The sequence below is a fragment of the Cupriavidus nantongensis genome (genome assembly GCF_041726985.1).
Taxonomy (GTDB): Bacteria; Pseudomonadota; Gammaproteobacteria; order Burkholderiales; family Burkholderiaceae; genus Cupriavidus; species Cupriavidus nantongensis_A.
Genome location: NZ_CP168303.1, coordinates 2,491,891 through 2,509,073 on the forward strand (window position 1 = coordinate 2,491,891; position 17,183 = coordinate 2,509,073).

Here is a 17,183-nt window from a genome sequence, read left to right on the forward strand (position 1 = left end):
TTCCAGACTGATTCCCTGATGATTGCGACATGACCCAACTTGCCGACCTGCGCCGCACCTATGTGCTGGGCGCGCTGTCCGAATCCGACGTGGCCCCCGAGCCGATGAGCCAGTTCAGGCGCTGGTTCGACGAAGCGGTCACCGCCAAGCTGCCTGAACCCAATGCCATGACCCTGGCTACGGTCGACGCCGACGGCCAGCCCTCGGCGCGCATCGTGCTGCTCAAGGGCATCGACGACCGCGGCTTTACCTTCTTCACCAACTATGAAAGCCGCAAGGGCCTGGACCTGGCGGCAAACCCGCGCGCCGCGCTGCTGTTCCACTGGGTCCAGCTGGAGCGCCAGGTGCGCGTCGAAGGCCGCGTCGAGAAGGTCTCCGACGACGAAAGCGACGCCTATTTCGCCACGCGCCCGCTGGGCTCGCGCGTAGGCGCCTGGGCTTCCGCGCAAAGCCGCGAGGTCCCCGGCCGCGACGTGCTCGAGCAGCGCGAGCAGGAATACCGCAGCAAGTTCGGCGAGAACCCGCCGCGCCCGCCCTACTGGGGCGGCTACCGCCTGGTGCCGACCGCGCTGGAATTCTGGCAGGGCCGGCCTTCGCGCCTGCACGACCGTATCGCCTACCGGGTCCAGCCGGGCACGGGCTGGCAGATCGTGCGGCTGTCGCCCTGAGCCGGCCGCGGACGCCGCGCGCGTCCGCGCTGATGCGTCTACGCCTCTCCCGGGACGACGTCAGGGTCTTCCGGCGGTGCGCTGCACGGGCTGCGGAATTGGACTAAAGTGAGACAGGCGTCGCTTGGCTACTCTTTTCTTGCAGCGCTCGCGACGGATCGGGCAAGGTTTGCGCGCAGTTTCTCCTTGCCGGATGCGTCCGCCGAAGCGTGTGCCGCAACCATCGGGAGGTAAAGCGCATGTTTTTCAAGCAAACCCTGGAAAAGCAACTCGACAACTGGATCGCTGACCTGCGCGAGAACGCCAATCTCCCGGTCAGCCTGCGGCTGTGGAATGGCACCGAATACCCGCTGGGGCAATTCGACAAGCCGGTGGTGACGCTGACCGTGCGCGAAGCCGCAGCCCTGCCGCTGCTGCTGACCCCCAGCCTGGACAACCTGGGCGAGGCGTACGTCCAGGGCAAGATCGATTTCGACGGCCGCCTGGCGGACATCATCAAGGTGGGCTACGGCTTCTCGGCCGCGGCCACGCGGCGCGCCGGCGGCGCGCTGTACAAGGTGGCGCAGCACTTCTCGCATACCAAGCAGGAAGACAAGGAGTCGATCCAGTACCACTACGACGTCTCCAACGACTTCTACCAGCTCTGGCTCGACCCCAACATGGTCTATTCCTGCGCCTACTTCGAGCACGGCGATGAAGACCTGGCCACCGCGCAGATCAAGAAGATCGACCACATCCTGACCAAGATCCGGCTGCAGCCGGGCCAGACCCTGCTGGATATCGGCTGCGGCTGGGGTGCGCTGGTGTTGCGCGCGGCGCAGAAGTTCGGCGCGCGCTGCGTGGGCATCACGCTGTCGCAGAACCAGTTCGACCTGGCCACCGAGCGCGTCAAGGCCGCCGGCCTGTCCGACCGCATCGAGATCCGGCTGCAGGACTACCGCGACACCACCGGCACCTTCGACCGCATCACCAGCGTCGGCATGTTCGAGCATGTGGGCAAGGACAACCTGCCGGGCTACTTCGGCCGCATCCGTGAGCTGCTGGCGGACGACGGCTTCGCCATGAACCACGGCATCACCTCGCCCGACCCCGACAACGGCGCCACGCCGATGGACGGGGCCGAATTCATGGACCGCTACGTGTTCCCGCAGGGCGAGCTGCCGCATATCGGGCTGGTGCTGCGCACGCTGCAGCAGGGCGGCCTGGAAGCCTTCGACGTCGAGCTGCTGCGCCGGCACTACGCGCGCACGCTGCACCACTGGGCCGACAACTTCGAGGCGCGCGGCGATACCATCCGCAGCATGGTCGGCGAGAAGAAATACCGCATCTGGCGTGTCTACCTTGCCGGCTGCGCGCACGCCTTCGAGACCGAAAAGATGTCGATCTACCAGGTGGTGTGCCACAAGTCCGGGCTGCAGGCCGACTCGCTGCCGTGGTCGCGCCGCTATATCTACGAACAGCCCATCGGCCGCAACGACTGAAGGCAACCGAAGCGATTGACTGAAGACCTCTTTGGCGGGCTGCCCCTGCCCGCCCCCGCAGCCCCTCCCGGGCGGCCCGCGATGCCAGCCGGCGCGGCCGCCCAACCCGACTCCCCAGGCAAACCGGCGCGTGGCAAGAGCGTGCAGCCGTTGCCGGTCGCGCCGGCGCTGCAGGCGCTGGCCGCGCGGCTGCCTCCGCACCTTTATTTCGGCACCTCGTCCTGGGCCTATCCCGGCTGGAACGGACTGGTCTACGACGGCGAGTACAGCGACAGCCTGCTGTCGCGCAAGGGCCTGGCCGCCTATTCGCGCCACCCGCTGCTGCGCGCCGCCGGCATCGACCGCGGCTTCTACGGGCCGATCCCGCTGGCCGATTACCTGTCGTACGCGGCGCAGGTGCCGGAGGGCTTCCGCTTCCTGGTCAAGGCGCCGGCCAGCGTCTGCGACGCGTGGCTGCGCGGCCCGGACGGCGCCGGCCGGCTGGCCAACGCCGCCTTCCTGGATGCGGAGATCGCGGCGCGCGACTTCATCGTGCCGGCCACCAGCGGACTGGGACACAAGTGCGGGCCGTTGCTGTTCCAGCTGTCGCCGATGGGGCCGCTGGCCGACAGCGCGGTATTCCTGGAGCGGCTCGACGCCTTCCTCGGCGCACTGCCGGCGCTCGATCCGGCACTGACGCCGCACGCCGCCTATGCCGTCGAACTGCGCGACCCGGCCCTGCTGACGCCGCGCTATATCCGGCTGCTGCGCCACCACGGCGTGCGCTTCTGCCTGTCGGCGCGCGACCGGCTTCCGCCCGTGCCGCGCCAGGCGGCGGCGCAGGCGCTGATGGACGAAGCCGCGGCGGGACCGCTGGTGCTGCGCTGGATGCTGCATGCGGGCCGGCCCTACGCCTACGCGGAGAAGCGCTATGCGCCGTTCGACCGCATCGTCGACGACGACCCCGACACCCGCCACGAGATCGCCGACGTGGTCGCGCGCACGCTGCGCGCGGGCCAACCGGCCATGGTCATCGTCAGCAACAACGCCGAAGGCTGCGCCCCGCTGAGCTGCATGCGGCTGGCCGAGGCCATCGTGGCGCGGCTATAGACCCAGCTGCCGCCGCGCCGGCGCACGCCTTTACTTGCGCAACCTGGCGCCGAACTGCTTGCGGAACTTGGCCAGCTTCGGCGAGATCACGAACGCGCAGTAGCCCTGGCTGGGATGGTCCTGGTAGTAGTTCTGATGGCTGGCCTCGGCGCGCCAGTATGGCTGCTCCGGCTCGACCTGCGTCACGATCGGCGCATCGAACACCTTGGCGGCGGACAGTTCACGCATCACGTACTCGGCGGTCGCGCGCTGCGCCTCCGAATGCGTAAAGATCGCCGAGCGGTATTGCGGACCCACGTCGTTGCCCTGCCGGTCCGGCGTGGTCGGGTCGTGGATGGCGAAGAAGATCTCGAGGATCTCGCGGTAGCTGATCACCGACGGATCGAAGCTCACGCGCACCACTTCGACGTGGCCGGTATCGCCTTCGCACACCTGCTGGTAGGTCGGGTGGTCGACATGCCCGCCGGTATAGCCGGACTCGACCGCGACCACGCCTTCGACCTGCTGGTAGACCGCTTCCAGGCACCAGAAGCACCCGCCGCCCAGCGTGGCGGTTTCCAATCCATGTTCCATTTGCGCCGCTCCCTTGCGTAGTCGTCTGTCTGTCTGGCCAGGCCTCAAGCATAAGCGCAGACCGGCGCGCTTGCAGCGGATTCAGCCGGGCCCGGGCCGTGCCTCCAGCAGCGCGCGCAATTGCGGCTTGAGCACCTTGCCGAGGGCGCTGCGCGGCAGGTCTTCCATCAGCACCACCTCGCGCGGCAGCTTGAAGCGGGCGATGCGCGCGGCCAGCAGCTCGCGCAGCGGTTCGGCCGCCAGCGCGCCGCGTGGCATGCCCGGCGCCGGCACGATCACCGCCACCGGCACTTCGCCCCAGCGCGCATCGGCCACGCCGACCACCGCGCACTCCTGCACGCCGGGCAGGCCGACCAGCAGGTTCTCGATTTCGGCGGGATAGATGTTCTCGCCGCCGGAGATGATCATGTCCTTGCTGCGGCCAACCACCTCGATGCAGCCCTCGGCATCGCGGTGCGCCAGGTCGCCGGAACGGAACCAGCCGCCGGGCAGCCCGTTGTCGGTAAGCCCACTGTCGGCCTGGTTCCAGTAGCCCGCCATGACGTTGGTGCCGCGCACCCACAGCTCGCCGACCGCGCCCTGAGCCACCTCGGCGCCGTCGGGGCCGGCCAGCCGCACTTCGGCCTCGGGCTGCGGCCAGCCGGCATAGCCCGGACGCGCCATGGCCTGTTCCAGCTTCAGCACCACCGACACCGGCCCGGTCTCGGTGGCGCCATAGACCTGTCCGAGCGGCACGCCGCGGGCGTGGAAGGCGTCGATATACGAGCGCGGGATGGTCGACGATCCCGCCATCACGCCGCGCAGCGCCGCGAGGTCGGCATCGGGCCAGCCTGGGTGCTCCAGCACCGCGCGCAGCGTCGCCGGCACCATCAGCGACAGGCTCGGCCGAGACCCGGCCACCGCGTCCAGCCATGCCTGCGGCGCAAAGCGGTCATGCAGCGTGACGCGCGCACCCGCCAGCAGCGCCGGCAGCGTCTGGATGCATAGCCCGCCGACATGGAACAGCGGCAGCACCGACAGCACGTGGTCGTCCGCGCTCATGCCGTGCGCCCACCAGCTGGCGCGCGCATTGGCCAGCAAGCCGGCCTGGGTATGCACAGCCCCCTTGGGCTTGCCGGTGGTGCCGGAGGTATAGGCGAGCAGCAGCGGCGCATGGTCCGGCACGGCGGCATGGATCACGCCGAACGGCGCCGGATGGTCGACCAGCCGGTCGATGGGCACCAGCCGGCAATCGCCGCCGGCTTCGCGCGCCAGCGCTTCATGGGCCGCGTCATGGAACAGCACGGCCAGTTGCGCGTGGGCCGCAATCGTTCGCAGCTCGGCCGGCGCCAGCCGGTAGTTCAGCGGCGCGAACATGGCGCCGACGCGGGCGCAGGCGAACAGCAGCACCAGCTGCAGCTCGTGGTTCAGGCACAGCGTGCCGACGCGGTCGCCCGGGCGGATGCCCCAGCTTGCGGCCAGGTGGGCGCTGGCGCGCTCCACGCGCCGCCACAGCTTGCCGTAGGTGAAGGTGCGGCCCAGGTAGTGCAACGCCGGCCGGCCCGGCGCGGCCTCGGCATGGCCATGCAGCATGGCCGGCAGCGCGCCCAGGCCAGCGGCACCGGCGCGGATGGCTCTGCGGGGGGCGCTCATTCGTCGCGCTCGCCGGATTCGTACAAGGTCTCGCGTCCCATGCGGTCGAGGATCAGCTCGGCGGTCCAGGGCAGCATCAGCGCGCCACAGCGCGAATCGCGGTAGAGCCGCTCCAGCGGCAGGTCCTTGAGCATCGACTGGCCGCCGCAGGTGCGGATCGCCAGCCGGGCGATATCGTTGGTCCCTTCCATCACCGTGTAGTGCGCGGCGTACAGGCGCAGGCGTTCGTCCTTGGACGGATTGGGCTTCGCCTCGTGGATCGCGCGCCAGAAGAGCGAGCGCATCGTTTCCAGCTGGATGCGCATCTGCGCCACCGCGATCTGCTTGGTCGGATACATGCGGCGCTTGACCGGCGGCTGGCCAGGCACCTCGCCGCGCAGGTACTGCACGGTGAAGTCGTAGGCCGCCTGCGCCACGCCGAGGTAGGTCGGCGACAGCGTGAAGAACATCGCCGGCCAGGTCTGCGCGGCGCGGTAGTAGACCCCGCGCGGCATCAGCTGCTCGTAGTCGGGCACGAACACGTCCTTGAGCAGCAGCGTGCGCGACACCGTGCCGCGCATGCCCATCGGGTCCCAGTCGCCGGTTACGGTGAGCCCGTCCGCCTGTCCGGGCACGGCGATGTAGAGCGTGTCGCGCATGTCGGGATGCTGGTCGCCGCGGTCCTCGGTGCACAGGATGCCGTAGTAGTCGGCCGCGCCCGACAGCGAGGCGAAGATCTTGCGCCCGTTCAGCACCCAGCCGCCGTCGACCTTGCGCGCGGTGGTGCCGAACGGCGCCTTGCCGGCGGCGGCGGCCGAGCCTTCGGAGAACGGCTGCGCATAGACCGCGCCGTCGCGCACCACCCGCGCGAAATGCAGCTCGCGGCGGGCCTGGTGTTCGTCGCGCTGTGCCGGCGTCATGTCGATGCCATCGGACAGCACGCCGGTCCACATGGTCGAGCAGATATGCATGTTGTACGTGAGCGCGGTGGCGCCGCAGAAGCGGCCGATCTCGGCGCCGACCATGCAGTAGGTGGCAAAGTCCGCGCCCGCGCCGCCGAACGCCCGCGGCACGCACAAGGCCAGCAGGCCGGCCTCGCGCAGGTCGTCATAGTTGGCGAACGGGAAGCTGGCCTCGCGGTCCCAGGTGGCGGCGCGCGGCGCGAAGCGCTCGCGGCCCAGGCGGTTGGCGAGCGTCAGCCATTGCGCCTGTTCCGGGGTGAAATCCGCCGTACCGACGGCGGGAATGAAGTCGAGCTGGCCGGATGGCATGTCGCGTCTCCTCTTTGTCCTGCTCGCGCCGGAAGGGGGAACGGGGGCGGCGCGGCGGCAGTTGTTGTGTTGGCGTGGCCGGAAAGCGGCGCGCTTCAGTGCACGGGAAAACGCCGGCGCAGGAAATCCAGCACCGCGTCGTTGAACAGCCCGGGGCGCTCCATGCAGGCCAGGTGGCCTACGTCGGGCAGGCAGCGATACTCGGCGCCGGCGATGCGTTGCGCCATGCGCTGCATCACCTCGGGCGCGGCGTTGGTATCGTGCTGGCCGGCCAGCGCCAGCACCGGCACCGCGATGCGGGCCAGCGCGTCGCGCTGGTTGAAGCCCACCAGCGCACCCAGCGCGGCGCGGTACGCGGGCGCCGGCACCGCCGCCATCACCGCGGTGGCAAAAGCCACCGCCTGCGCGTCGGCATCGGGCGCGACCATGGTGCGCACCAGCCCGGCTGCCATCTGCGCCATGGTCTTGCCGGCATCCAGCGGCGCGGTGCGCGCGGCGATGAACTCGCGCTGCCACGGGCCATCGCCCTTGCCGAAGGCGGGCGACGTGCCGGACAGCACCATGCCGTCGACCAGCGCGGGCGTGGCCGCGCAGGCCTGCTGCGCGACCATGCCGCCCATGCTGTGGCCCAGCAGCACCACGCGCCGGCCGGCGTCGCGTTCGAACAGCAGCACGGGCGTCAGCGCCTGCGCCAGTCCGTCGAAGTCATAGGGGTCGATCAGGGCACTGTCGCCATAGCCCGGCATGTCCCACGCCAGGGCGCGGTAGCCGGCCTGCGCCAGGGCCTCGCCCTGCGCGGGCCAGGCGGCCTTGCCGCCACCGATGCCATGCAGCATCACCACCGCCACCGGCCCGTCGCCCCAGGCCAGCGTGGCGATGCCGTTGGCGTGGCGCTGCGTGGTCGCGGCGGCGCTCATGCGGCCACCTCCACCAGCGTGCCGGCCTCGACCTCATTGCGGCCGTCGAGCGACACCGTGCAGTTCCGCAGCGGCAGGTCGAAGTGGCCCAGCGTATGCCGCCCGGCAACCTCGTTGGCGCCGGTCGAGAACAGGAAGTTGCCGGCAAACGCGCGCAGCTCGGTGCCGTTGCAATCGCGCTTGTCGTAAAACGTCATCGCGTCCCAGCGCGCCATCCGGTTCAGGCCCCAGCCCACGTGCGAGACCGCGTAGGCGTCGCGCGTGCCCTCGCGGTCGGCCCAGGCCTGGTAGTAGCCGCGCATCATGTCGGCATCGACGCCCTGCCCCTCGACCGCGACGATATAGTCGTCCTCGATATGGCACACCACGGTGTCGCGCAGGTAGGTCTTGAAGGTCAGGTTGACGTCGCCCGGCGCCAGCACCAGCGTGCCGTTGACCTGGCGCCCGGCCGGAAACGCCAGGCACAGCCCGCCGGGCCAGTGCGAGACCTGGCCGGGCTTGTTGCAGAAACCCCAGACGCCGCCGACGCGCGCCTCGGCCAGGCCGATGCGCAGCTCGGTACCGGCGGCCGAATGCACGCGCATCTCGCGCGCGCCGCGCAGGCGCTTCATCGCCGCGCGCACGGTGGTCTCCTGCGACGGGTCGGGCTGGCAGCGCTCCAGGACCTCCGGGTGCTCGTTGCTGATCATCAGCATGCGCGGCACCACGCCGTCGGCGCCGCGCAGGATCTGCGGCAGCTCGGGCGCGTGCAGCAGGCCTTCGACGGTGCAGTCGAGCACCAGCTGGCAGCGCGACAGTGCCGCCAGCACCGGCGCCAGATGCTGCAAGGCATCGCTGGCACCGGTGGAGCGCACCGGCGCAGGGGTCGCAAGCGCCGGGGTCGGCACCTGGATACGCACCGGGGTGGCGCCAAGGGACTGCACGGCCAGCTCGGCCAAGGCCACGTTGACAGGGCGGGATTGGGACTCCGTTACAATTCCCACGACATCCCCGTGCCGCAGGGCACAGAGTTCCAGCGTGCGGCGGAACGCCGCCAGCCAGCGGTGTTCGATCTGCTCGATGAGCATGCGCTTGTCTCCTGCTGCTTGTTATTGGCTTCTTGTTCTATGGGGCCCGGGCCGCCACGCTTTGTGCCGCGGCCAGCGCCGGCGGCGCCGGACTTGAACTCGCCGCCCCTGGCGCGAATAATATATATGAAATTTCATGAACTCCAGTGGAGCCCCCATGGGCATGCCTGAGGCCCAGCCACGGATCGCCAGCGTAGCCGCCGCTCCGGACTTCGATGCGATGCACTTCCGCCGTACCCTGTCGCAGTTCGCGACCGGTGTCACGGTGATCACCACGCGCGCCAGCAACGAGTCGGTTGCGGCCGGCGCGCCCCCGTTCATCGGCATCACCGCCAGCTCGTTCAACTCGGTGTCGCTGGAGCCGCCGCTGGTGCTGTGGAGCATGGCCACGCGCGCCAACAGCCTTCCGATGTTCCGCGACGGCACCCACTACATCATCAACGTGCTGTCGGCGTCGCAGCTTGACCTGTGCCAGCGCTTCGCCACGCTCAAGGGCGACCGCTTCGCCGGCGTCGACTACCGGCTCTCGGCCACCGGCCTGCCGATCCTGTCGAATGCGCTGGCCTGGTTCGAATGCCACAACCGCAGCCGCTACGACGAGGGCGACCACGTCATCTTTGTCGGCGAGGTGGAGCGCTGCGGTGTGCTCGATGGCAAGGATGGCCCGCTGATATTCCAGGGCGGCCAGTTCACCACCACCGCCCCGCTCGATCTCTGAACAGCCACTGAGCCATCATGGCGGACCTGCCGGCAGTCCCTTCGCCCCAGCCCTTCGTCGACGGCTACCTGGCCTACCTGCTGGCCCGCGCCAGCCATCTGATCTCGGGCGAGTTCCATCGCGAGGTCGAGGCCAGCGGCCTGTCGGTGCAGGAATGGCGCGTGCTGGCCACGCTGGCCGACCGCCCGGACTGCACCGTCGGCGCGCTGGCGGAAATCACGCTGACCAAGCAGCCCACGCTGACCAAGCTGGTCGACCGCATGGCGCACGATGGCCTGGTCCGGCGCCGCGCCGGGAAGACCGACCGCCGCCAGGCGCTGGTCTCGATCACGCCGCGCGGCGTGGCGCTGGTGCAGCCGCTGCTCGAGCGCGCCGCGCAGCACGAGCGTGCGGTGCTGGATGACTTCGGCGCCCGCCAGGGCGCGCAGCTGAAGGAAACCCTGCGCCAGCTGATCGCGCTGCACACGCAGCGCTAGGCTTCAGCGGCCTTCAGGATCGCCAGCGGCGAACTGTCTACCTTGATCCGCTGCAGCACGATATTCGAGCGGATATCCATCACGCCCGGGGTGCGGTACAGACGGTTGACGATGAAGTCCGAGTAGTGTTTCAGGTTGCGCGCCTGCACGCGCAGGATGTAGTTGCTGTCGCCGGTGATGATGTACGCCGACAGCACCTCCGGCCACGACTGCACCGCCGCGATGAAGGTGTCGTGCCAGCCCTCGACGTCGTGGCGCATCGACACCTGCACGATCGCCTCCAGCTCCAGCCCCAGTTGCTCGGCATCGAACCAGGCGCGATAGCCGCCGATCACCCCTGACTCTTCCAGCAGCCGGACCCGGCGCAGGCACGCCGACGGCGACAGCGCCACGCGGTCGGCCAGGTCTTGGTTGCTGATGCGGCCGTTCTCCTGCAGGCAGGTCAGGATGCGCAGATCGGTGGGATCGAGGTTCATTCGAATTTCCTTCGATAAATCGGGAATTTTTCGCATTCTATGCGAAATACAGCGCGGATGACGGGCCATTTAGCAAGCCTGTTGCCGCCGATTTTGACTATGATTCCCGACATCGAGGCACACAGAAACGGCGTCCGCAGAGGGCCCCGCGCACACCCATGACCGCCCCCAATCCCGACCCGCGCCGGCTGTGGGACATCAGTCCGCCGCTGTCGCCCGCCACGCCGGTGTGGCCCGGCGATACGCCGTTCCAGCAGCAGCCGGCCTGGCAGATCGACGCGCATTGCCCGGTCAATGTCGGTCGCATCACGCTGTCGCCGCACACCGGCGCGCATGCGGACGCGCCGCTGCACTACGCCGCCGACGGCGCGCCGATCGGCGCCGTGCCGCTGGCGCCGTACCTGGGCCCCTGCCGCGTGATCCACTGCATCGGCGCCGCGCCGCTGGTGCAGCCGCACCATGTCGAGCACGCGCTCGAGGCGCTGCCGCCGCGGGTGCTGCTGCGCACCTACCGGCAGGCGCCGCTGGCGCAGTGGGACCCGGCCTTCTGCGCGGTGTCGCCCGACACCATCGCGCTGCTCGCCGGGCACGGCGTGCAGCTGGTCGGCATCGACACGCCCTCGCTCGATCCGCAGGACTCCAAGACCATGGACGCGCACAACGCCGTGCGCCGCCATGGCCTGGCGATCCTGGAAGGCATCGTGCTGGACCAGGTCGATGCCGGCGACTATGAACTGATCGCGCTACCGCTGCGCTTTGCCGCGCTGGATGCCAGCCCGGTGCGCGCCGTGCTGCGCAGCCTCGACTGAAGTTTTTCCCGAACCCCGCCTGGCCTTTCTCCACGACATGACGACCATTGACCGCGAGCACTGTATCCGGCTCGACCAGCAAGACCCGCTGCGCCCGCTGCGCGACCAGTTCGCGCTGCCCCAGGGCGTGATCTACCTCGACGGCAATTCGCTCGGCGCCCGCCCGCGCGCCGCCGCCGCGCGCGCCGCCCAGGTGGTGGCCGAGGAATGGGGCGACGGCCTGATCCGCAGCTGGAACACCGCCGGCTGGTTCGACCTGCCGCAGCGCCTGGGCAACAAGCTGGCGCCGCTGGTGGGCGCCGGCCAGGATGAAGTGGTGGTCACCGACACCACCTCGATCAACCTGTTCAAGGTGCTGGCCGCGGCGCTGCGCGTGCAGCAGACGCGCGACCCGGCGCGCAAGGTGATCGTCTCCGAGGCCAGCAATTTCCCGACTGACCTGTATATCGCCCAGGGCCTGGCCGACCTGCTGCAGCAGGGCTACTCGCTGCGGCTGGTGAACTCGCCGGCCGAGCTCGACGCCGCCGTCGGCGCCGATACCGCGGTGCTGATGCTGACCCACGTCAACTACAAGACCGGCGAGATGCTCGACATGGCCGGTCTGACCGAGCTGGCCCATGCCCGCGGCGCGCTGACGGTGTGGGACCTGTGCCATTCGGCCGGCGCCGTGCCGGTCGACCTGAAGGCGGCCGGGGCCGACTACGCCATCGGCTGCACCTACAAGTACCTGAACGGCGGCCCGGGCTCGCCCGCCTTCGTCTGGGTCGCGCCGGCGCTGCGTGACGCCTTCTGGCAGCCGCTGTCGGGCTGGTGGGGCCATGCCGCGCCGTTCGCGATGGATCCGCAGTACCGCCCGGTCGAGGGCGTGCGCCGCTTCCTGTGCGGCACGCAGCCGGTCACGTCGCTGGCAATGGTCGAGTGCGGGCTGGACGTGTTCGCGCAGACCGACATGCAGGCGCTGCGCGCCAAGTCGCTGCAGCTGACCGACCTGTTCATCGCGCTGGTGGAAGCCCGCTGCGGCCACCACCCGCTGACGCTGGTGACGCCGCGCGAGCACGCGCGCCGCGGCAGCCAGGTCAGCTTGGAGCACCCGGACGGCTATGCCCTGGTGCAGGCCCTGATCGAGCGCGGCGTGATCGGCGACTACCGCGAGCCGCGCATCGCCCGCTTCGGCTTCACGCCGCTCTACACCAGCTTCGCCGAGGTGTGGGATGCTGTGGAAATCCTGCGCGACGTGCTGGACAGCGGCGCCTATCGCGACGCGCGCTTCCAGACGCGCGGCCAGGTGACCTGACGGGAGCGCATCATGAGCGAATTCAAGGGATGCCCCTTCTCCGGCGCGGCGCCGGCAGCCACCCCTCAAGGCGAAGGCTGGCACGGCGCGCAGATGGATTTCGCCAGGGACATGAGCTATGGCGACTACCTCGGCCTGGACCAGATCCTGAGCGCGCAGCATCCGCTGTCGCCGGACCACAACGAGATGCTGTTTATCGTGCAGCACCAGACCACCGAGCTGTGGATGAAGCTGATGCTGCACGAGCTGCGCGCCGCGCGCGAGTCGGTCAAGGGCGACAGCCTGCCGCCGGCGTTCAAGATGCTGACGCGCGTGTCGCGCATCATGGACCAGCTGGTGCAGGCGTGGAACGTGCTGGCCACCATGACGCCGCCGGAATACTCGGCGATGCGGCCCTACCTGGGCATGTCGTCGGGCTTCCAGTCGTACCAGTACCGCGAGATCGAGTTCATCCTGGGCAACAAGAACGCCGCCATGCTCAGGCCGCATGCGCACCGGCCGGAACACCTGGCGCTGGTCGAGGCCGCGCTGAAGACGCCGTCGCTCTACGACGAGGCGATCCGGCTGATGGCGCGGCGCGGCTTTGCCATCGACGCCGACTGCGTCGAGCGCGACTGGACCCAGCCGACCGCGTACAACGCCTCGGTCGAGGCGGCGTGGCTGGAGGTCTATCGCAACCCCGGCGCGCACTGGGAACTCTATGAGCTGGGCGAGAAGTTCGTCGACCTGGAAGACGCGTTCCGGCAATGGCGCTTCCGCCATGTGACCACGGTCGAGCGGGTGATCGGCTTCAAGCGCGGCACCGGCGGTACTGAGGGCGTCAGCTATCTGCGCAAGATGCTGGACGTAGTGCTGTTTCCGGAACTGTGGAAGTTGCGGACCGACCTGTGAGCCACACTGTCCCTGCGCGCAGGGACCGCCGTACGGCCGGCGGCCTGCCTCAGCCCGCCGGCTCGGACAATCTTGCCGCCAGCGTCTGCAGCGCCGGTGCCAGCGTCTGGTGGAACACCGACTCGTCCACCGCCCCGTAGGAAGCACTGCAGCTCAGCATGTGCAGCTCCTTCTCCCCCACCGGCCGGAACGCCACCGCGCAGGCATGGATGGCCGGATGCCAGTCGCGGAACGACGCGGCATAGCCGCGCTGCTGCGCCTCGGCCAGCGCGGCGCGGGTGGCGGCCTCCTGCTGCTTCCATTGCTCCGGGAAGGCCTGGCTGAACTCGGCCATCACGCGCTCGCGGCGCGGCGCCGGCAAGGCGGCCAGGTAGGCCCGCCCCATCGAACTCGACACCAGCGACAGCCGCGAGCCGACGCCCAGCCCGAGCATCACGCCGGCATCGTTGCGGATCGACTCCAGGTAGATCACCTCCATGCGCTCGCGCTTGCCGAGCGACACCGAGACCCCGTACGACTGCGCGAACGCCAGCATGTGCGGCCGCGCCAACGACACCACGTCCGACGCCGACAGATAGGCGTAGCCCAACGCCAGCACCCCGGCATCGAGCGCGTACTTGCCCAGGCTCTCGTCATAGCGCAGGTAGCCCAGCTGCACCAGCGTGCCCGCCAGCCGGCTTACCGTGGCCTTGGGAAAGCCGGTGCGGCGCACGAATTCCTGGTTGCCCAGCATCGCCTCGCCGGTGCGGAAGCAGCGCAGCAGTTCAAGCCCTCGTGCCAGCGCGGTGACGAAGTTCGGGTCGCTATCGCGCACGGGTCCCGGGGCAGGTTCCGGGGAAAGTGACGGTTCGGAGTTCAGGTTGGCCAAGGTTCGCGGCTCCAGTCGGCGCTTGTCCGTTCATCGCACAAAGGCGCGGAGGTTCAGGGTTTTGCCGGTTGCGTGGCAAGACCATTGCGATATACTAATTCAACGGAACACAGTTCCGCAATGCGGAACTTCCAGGATGCGGTAAAAAAATCCTCCGCACGATCACCGAACCTCTACGAATCACGGAATCCGCCGACGCGGACCGCGGCACGTCAGCCGCCCGCCCGGCGCTTCCTCCTGCGCTATCGAAGGAGACCTGCATGGCTGCCAACGCCGAATTCCACTGGGCCGACCCCCTGCTGCTCGACCAGCAACTGAGCGCCGACGAGCGCATGGTGCGTGACGCCGCCGCGGCGTACTGCCAGGACAAGCTGATGCCGCGCGTGCTGCAGTCGTTCCGCAACGAGAAGACCGACATCGAGATCTTCCGCGAGATGGGCGAACTGGGCCTGCTCGGCCCGACCATCCCCGAGCAATACGGCGGCCCGGGCCTCAACTACGTCAGCTACGGTCTGATCGCGCGTGAAGTCGAGCGCGTCGATTCGGGCTACCGCTCGATGATGAGCGTGCAGTCGTCGCTGGTGATGGTTCCCATCTACGAATTCGGCACCGAGGCGCAGAAGCAGAAGTACCTGCCCAAGCTGGCCACCGGCGAGTGGATCGGCTGCTTCGGCCTGACCGAGCCGAACCACGGCTCCGACCCGGGCTCGATGGTCACCCGCGCCAAGAAAGTCGACGGCGGCTACGAGCTGACCGGCGCCAAGATGTGGATCACCAACTCGCCCATCGCCGACGTGTTCGTGGTCTGGGCCAAGCTGCAAGGCGAAGACGGCAAGGAAGACATCCGCGGCTTTATCCTGGAAAAAGGCTGGAAGGGCCTGAGCGCCCCCGCCATCCACGGCAAGGTCGGCCTGCGCACCTCGATCACCGGCGAGATCGTGCTCGACCAGGTGTTCGTGCCGGAAGAGAACATCATGCCGGGCGTGAAGGGCCTGAAGGGTCCGTTCACCTGCCTGAACTCGGCCCGCTACGGCATCGCCTGGGGCGCGCTGGGCGCCGCCGAATTCTGCTGGCACACCGCGCGCCAGTACACGCTGGACCGCAAGCAGTTCGGCCGCCCGCTGGCTGCGACCCAGCTGGTGCAGAAGAAGCTGGCTGACATGCAGACCGAGATCACGCTGGGCCTGCAGGGCTGCCTGCGCCTGGGCCGCATGAAGGACGAAGGCACCGCCGCGGTGGAGATCACCTCGATCATGAAGCGCAACTCGTGCGGCAAGTCGCTCGACATCGCCCGCGTGGCGCGCGACATGCTGGGCGGCAACGGCATCTCGGACGAGTTCGGCGTGATCCGCCACGTGGTCAACCTGGAGGTGGTCAACACCTACGAAGGCACGCACGACATCCACGCGCTGATCCTGGGCCGCGCCCAGACCGGTCTGCAGGCCTTCTTCTGATCGCCGTATAAAAAAGCCCGGCGATGAAGCCGGGCCAAGCACACTACCAAGGAGACGACGAGGCTGCCCCCGTCGATACAACATCTGCCTTGCACACGGCCCCGCCCTGGCGGGGCCGTGTTCATTTGTTGGGCTGGGGCGTCAGGCGCAGGTACGGACGCACGGCCTGGTAGCCCTTGGGAAATTTTTCGCGCAGCACGGCTTCGTCCTTCAGCGACGGCACGATCACCACGTCGTCGCCGTCCTGCCAGTTGCCCGGCGTCGCCACGCTGTGGCTGTCGGTCAGCTGCAGCGAGTCGATCACGCGCAGCACCTCGTTGAAGTTGCGCCCGGTGCTGGCCGGATAGGTGATGATCAGGCGCACCTTCTTGTTCGGGTCGATGATGAACAGCGAGCGCACCGTCAGGGTCTCGTTCGCGTTCGGGTGGATCATGTCGTAGAGCTGCGACACCTTGCGGTCGGCGTCTGCCAGGATCGGGAAGTTGACCTCGGTCGCCTGGGTCTCGTTGATGTCCGCGATCCAGCCGCGGTGCGAGTCGACGGTATCGACCGACAGCGCGATCGCCTTGACGCCGCGGCGCGCGAATTCATCCTTCAGCCGGGCGGTGAGGCCCAGTTCGGTGGTGCACACCGGGGTATAGTCGGCCGGGTGCGAGAACAGCACGCCCCAGCTGTCGCCAAGCCACGCATGGAAGCGGATGCGGCCTTCGCTGGAATCCTGCTCGAAGTCCGGGGCGATATCGCCAAGACGCAACGCCATGTTCTGTTCTCCTGATTTCACGGTGGAACCAGAGTAACTGGATTGATATCCAACCCAAACGAATATAAAGTCACTACAAAATCACTCGCAGTCATATAGACATTCTCTGACATTCATCACGCCCGCTTTCGTGCATGCTGGCAATACTTGAGCGTCCGACGCCGCAGCAACCCTGCAGCGACCCCTGTTCCGGGCGCGTTGCCTTGAAAGGGCGACGTGTCGCCACATATGCTAAGTATCAGACCGACAAATGCCGTTAGCCTCGGAGCGTAGAAAATGTCAGAATCCGCACAAACCGAACCAACCGCCCGCAAACAGGAGAAACTGATGAGCGATGTCAAGACCGTTCTGTCCGACGCCGAGGAACTGCTGAAGCAAGCCGCCTCGACCACCGGGGAAAAGGCCGCCGAACTGCGCGAGCGTGGCATGGGCCTGCTCAAGCAAGCCAAGGAAAAGGCCCAGGACCTGCAAGACGCCGTCGTAACCAAGAGCAAGGCCGCCGCGCGCGCCACCGACGACTACGTGCACGACCACCCGTGGCGCGCCGTGGGCGTGGCAGCCGGCGTGGGCCTGCTGATCGGTCTGCTGCTCAATCGCAAGTAAGCGCTGCAAAGCCGGCGCGGCACGCCAAGGCCGCGCCATCGCGGCAACCCGCCGGGCGGGTTGCCAATGGCCGGGGCGCCCGGTGTGCCGGTAACGCTGTCGCGGTTGGCCCGTCAGGGTCGACCGGTCGTTGCCGACACAACCCGGCGCCGTCATC

General features: G+C 68.6%; 18 protein-coding genes. 10 read left to right on the forward strand and 8 right to left on the reverse strand.

Going from position 1 to position 17,183, the window contains the following annotated elements; translation table 11 throughout:
• The first annotated feature begins 29 nt into the window (after window positions 1–29).
• The 3 genes from pdxH to ACEI37_RS22735 all read left to right on the forward strand — a co-directional run bounded on the left by pdxH (window position 30) and on the right by ACEI37_RS22735 (window position 3,238).
• The gene (gene pdxH / locus ACEI37_RS22725; protein ID WP_373378254.1) at window positions 30–668 is read left to right on the forward strand and encodes a pyridoxamine 5'-phosphate oxidase; all 639 of its coding nucleotides are present in this window, start codon (window positions 30–32) and stop codon (window positions 666–668) included.
• A gap of 239 nt (window positions 669–907) precedes the next feature.
• Window positions 908–2,149, forward strand: coding sequence for a class I SAM-dependent methyltransferase (locus ACEI37_RS22730; protein ID WP_373378255.1), 1,242 nt, complete (start codon window positions 908–910; stop codon window positions 2,147–2,149).
• A gap of 15 nt (window positions 2,150–2,164) precedes the next feature.
• On the forward strand, window positions 2,165–3,238 hold the full coding sequence (locus tag ACEI37_RS22735) for a DUF72 domain-containing protein (protein ID WP_373378256.1): 1,074 nt from the start codon (window positions 2,165–2,167) through the stop codon (window positions 3,236–3,238).
• A gap of 30 nt (window positions 3,239–3,268) precedes the next feature.
• On the opposite strand, the gene msrA is transcribed toward ACEI37_RS22735, so the two are convergent.
• From msrA to ACEI37_RS22760, 5 genes are all read right to left on the reverse strand, one after another.
• Window positions 3,269–3,811: a peptide-methionine (S)-S-oxide reductase MsrA gene (gene msrA, locus ACEI37_RS22740; protein ID WP_373378257.1), complete on the reverse strand. Its 543-nt coding sequence runs from the start codon at window positions 3,809–3,811 to the stop codon at window positions 3,269–3,271.
• Between the two features lie 81 nt (window positions 3,812–3,892).
• Complete coding sequence (locus ACEI37_RS22745; protein ID WP_373378258.1) at window positions 3,893–5,443, reverse strand: class I adenylate-forming enzyme family protein; 1,551 nt, start codon at window positions 5,441–5,443, stop codon at window positions 3,893–3,895.
• Window positions 5,440–6,693: an acyl-CoA dehydrogenase family protein gene (locus tag ACEI37_RS22750; RefSeq protein WP_373378259.1), complete on the reverse strand. Its 1,254-nt coding sequence runs from the start codon at window positions 6,691–6,693 to the stop codon at window positions 5,440–5,442. The genes ACEI37_RS22745 and ACEI37_RS22750 overlap by 4 nt, the downstream gene beginning before the upstream one ends.
• A 95-nt stretch (window positions 6,694–6,788) precedes the next feature.
• The gene (locus ACEI37_RS22755; protein ID WP_373378260.1) at window positions 6,789–7,610 is read right to left on the reverse strand and encodes an alpha/beta fold hydrolase; all 822 of its coding nucleotides are present in this window, start codon (window positions 7,608–7,610) and stop codon (window positions 6,789–6,791) included.
• Complete coding sequence (locus tag ACEI37_RS22760; RefSeq protein ID WP_373378261.1) at window positions 7,607–8,677, reverse strand: peptidase M29; 1,071 nt, start codon at window positions 8,675–8,677, stop codon at window positions 7,607–7,609. Before ACEI37_RS22760 ends, ACEI37_RS22755 begins: the two co-directional genes overlap by 4 nt.
• Window positions 8,678–8,834: 157 nt before the next feature.
• Here ACEI37_RS22760 and ACEI37_RS22765 point away from each other — a divergent pair, with 157 nt between their 5' ends.
• Together ACEI37_RS22765 and ACEI37_RS22770 are read left to right on the forward strand one after the other, a co-directional pair.
• Window positions 8,835–9,395: a flavin reductase family protein gene (locus tag ACEI37_RS22765; RefSeq protein WP_018008175.1), complete on the forward strand. Its 561-nt coding sequence runs from the start codon at window positions 8,835–8,837 to the stop codon at window positions 9,393–9,395.
• A 17-nt stretch (window positions 9,396–9,412) separates the two neighbouring features.
• Window positions 9,413–9,871 carry a MarR family winged helix-turn-helix transcriptional regulator gene (locus ACEI37_RS22770; RefSeq protein ID WP_373378262.1) on the forward strand — a complete coding sequence of 153 codons (459 nt, stop codon included), beginning with the start codon at window positions 9,413–9,415 and terminating at the stop codon, window positions 9,869–9,871.
• Here the strand turns inward: ACEI37_RS22770 and ACEI37_RS22775 are convergent.
• Window positions 9,868–10,347, reverse strand: a complete 480-nt coding sequence (locus ACEI37_RS22775) for an Lrp/AsnC family transcriptional regulator (RefSeq protein WP_265921394.1) — start codon at window positions 10,345–10,347, stop codon at window positions 9,868–9,870. The two genes, ACEI37_RS22770 and ACEI37_RS22775, sit on opposite strands and share 4 nt — an antisense overlap.
• 158 nt (window positions 10,348–10,505) lie before the next feature.
• On the opposite strand from ACEI37_RS22775, the gene kynB reads away from it, so the two are divergent.
• The 3 genes from kynB to kynA are packed head-to-tail and all read left to right on the forward strand — an operon-like array spanning window position 10,506 to window position 13,341.
• On the forward strand, window positions 10,506–11,156 hold the full coding sequence (gene kynB / locus ACEI37_RS22780; protein ID WP_373378263.1) for an arylformamidase: 651 nt from the start codon (window positions 10,506–10,508) through the stop codon (window positions 11,154–11,156).
• A gap of 37 nt (window positions 11,157–11,193) precedes the next feature.
• Entirely contained in the window at window positions 11,194–12,450 is a 1,257-nt protein-coding gene (gene kynU, locus ACEI37_RS22785; RefSeq protein ID WP_373378264.1) for a kynureninase, read from the forward strand.
• A 12-nt stretch (window positions 12,451–12,462) separates the two neighbouring features.
• Window positions 12,463–13,341 carry a tryptophan 2,3-dioxygenase gene (gene kynA, locus ACEI37_RS22790; protein WP_092306934.1) on the forward strand — a complete coding sequence of 293 codons (879 nt, stop codon included), beginning with the start codon at window positions 12,463–12,465 and terminating at the stop codon, window positions 13,339–13,341.
• Between the two features lie 49 nt (window positions 13,342–13,390).
• Here the strand turns inward: kynA and ACEI37_RS22795 are convergent, their stop codons facing one another.
• Complete coding sequence (locus tag ACEI37_RS22795) at window positions 13,391–14,209, reverse strand: IclR family transcriptional regulator (RefSeq protein WP_373378265.1); 819 nt, start codon at window positions 14,207–14,209, stop codon at window positions 13,391–13,393.
• A 260-nt stretch (window positions 14,210–14,469) separates the two neighbouring features.
• Between ACEI37_RS22795 and ACEI37_RS22800 the strand changes: the two genes are divergently transcribed.
• Complete coding sequence (locus ACEI37_RS22800) at window positions 14,470–15,663, forward strand: acyl-CoA dehydrogenase (RefSeq protein WP_112774479.1); 1,194 nt, start codon at window positions 14,470–14,472, stop codon at window positions 15,661–15,663.
• Window positions 15,664–15,784: 121 nt separating this feature from the next.
• On the opposite strand, the gene ACEI37_RS22805 is transcribed toward ACEI37_RS22800, so the two are convergent.
• Window positions 15,785–16,423 (reverse strand): peroxiredoxin, encoded by a 639-nt coding sequence (locus tag ACEI37_RS22805; protein ID WP_373378266.1) that lies wholly within the window; start codon window positions 16,421–16,423, stop codon window positions 15,785–15,787.
• Window positions 16,424–16,699: 276 nt separating this feature from the next.
• Here ACEI37_RS22805 and ACEI37_RS22810 point away from each other — a divergent pair, with 276 nt between their 5' ends.
• On the forward strand, window positions 16,700–17,026 hold the full coding sequence (locus ACEI37_RS22810; RefSeq protein ID WP_010813729.1) for a YqjD family protein: 327 nt from the start codon (window positions 16,700–16,702) through the stop codon (window positions 17,024–17,026).
• Window positions 17,027–17,183: the final 157 nt, after the last annotated feature.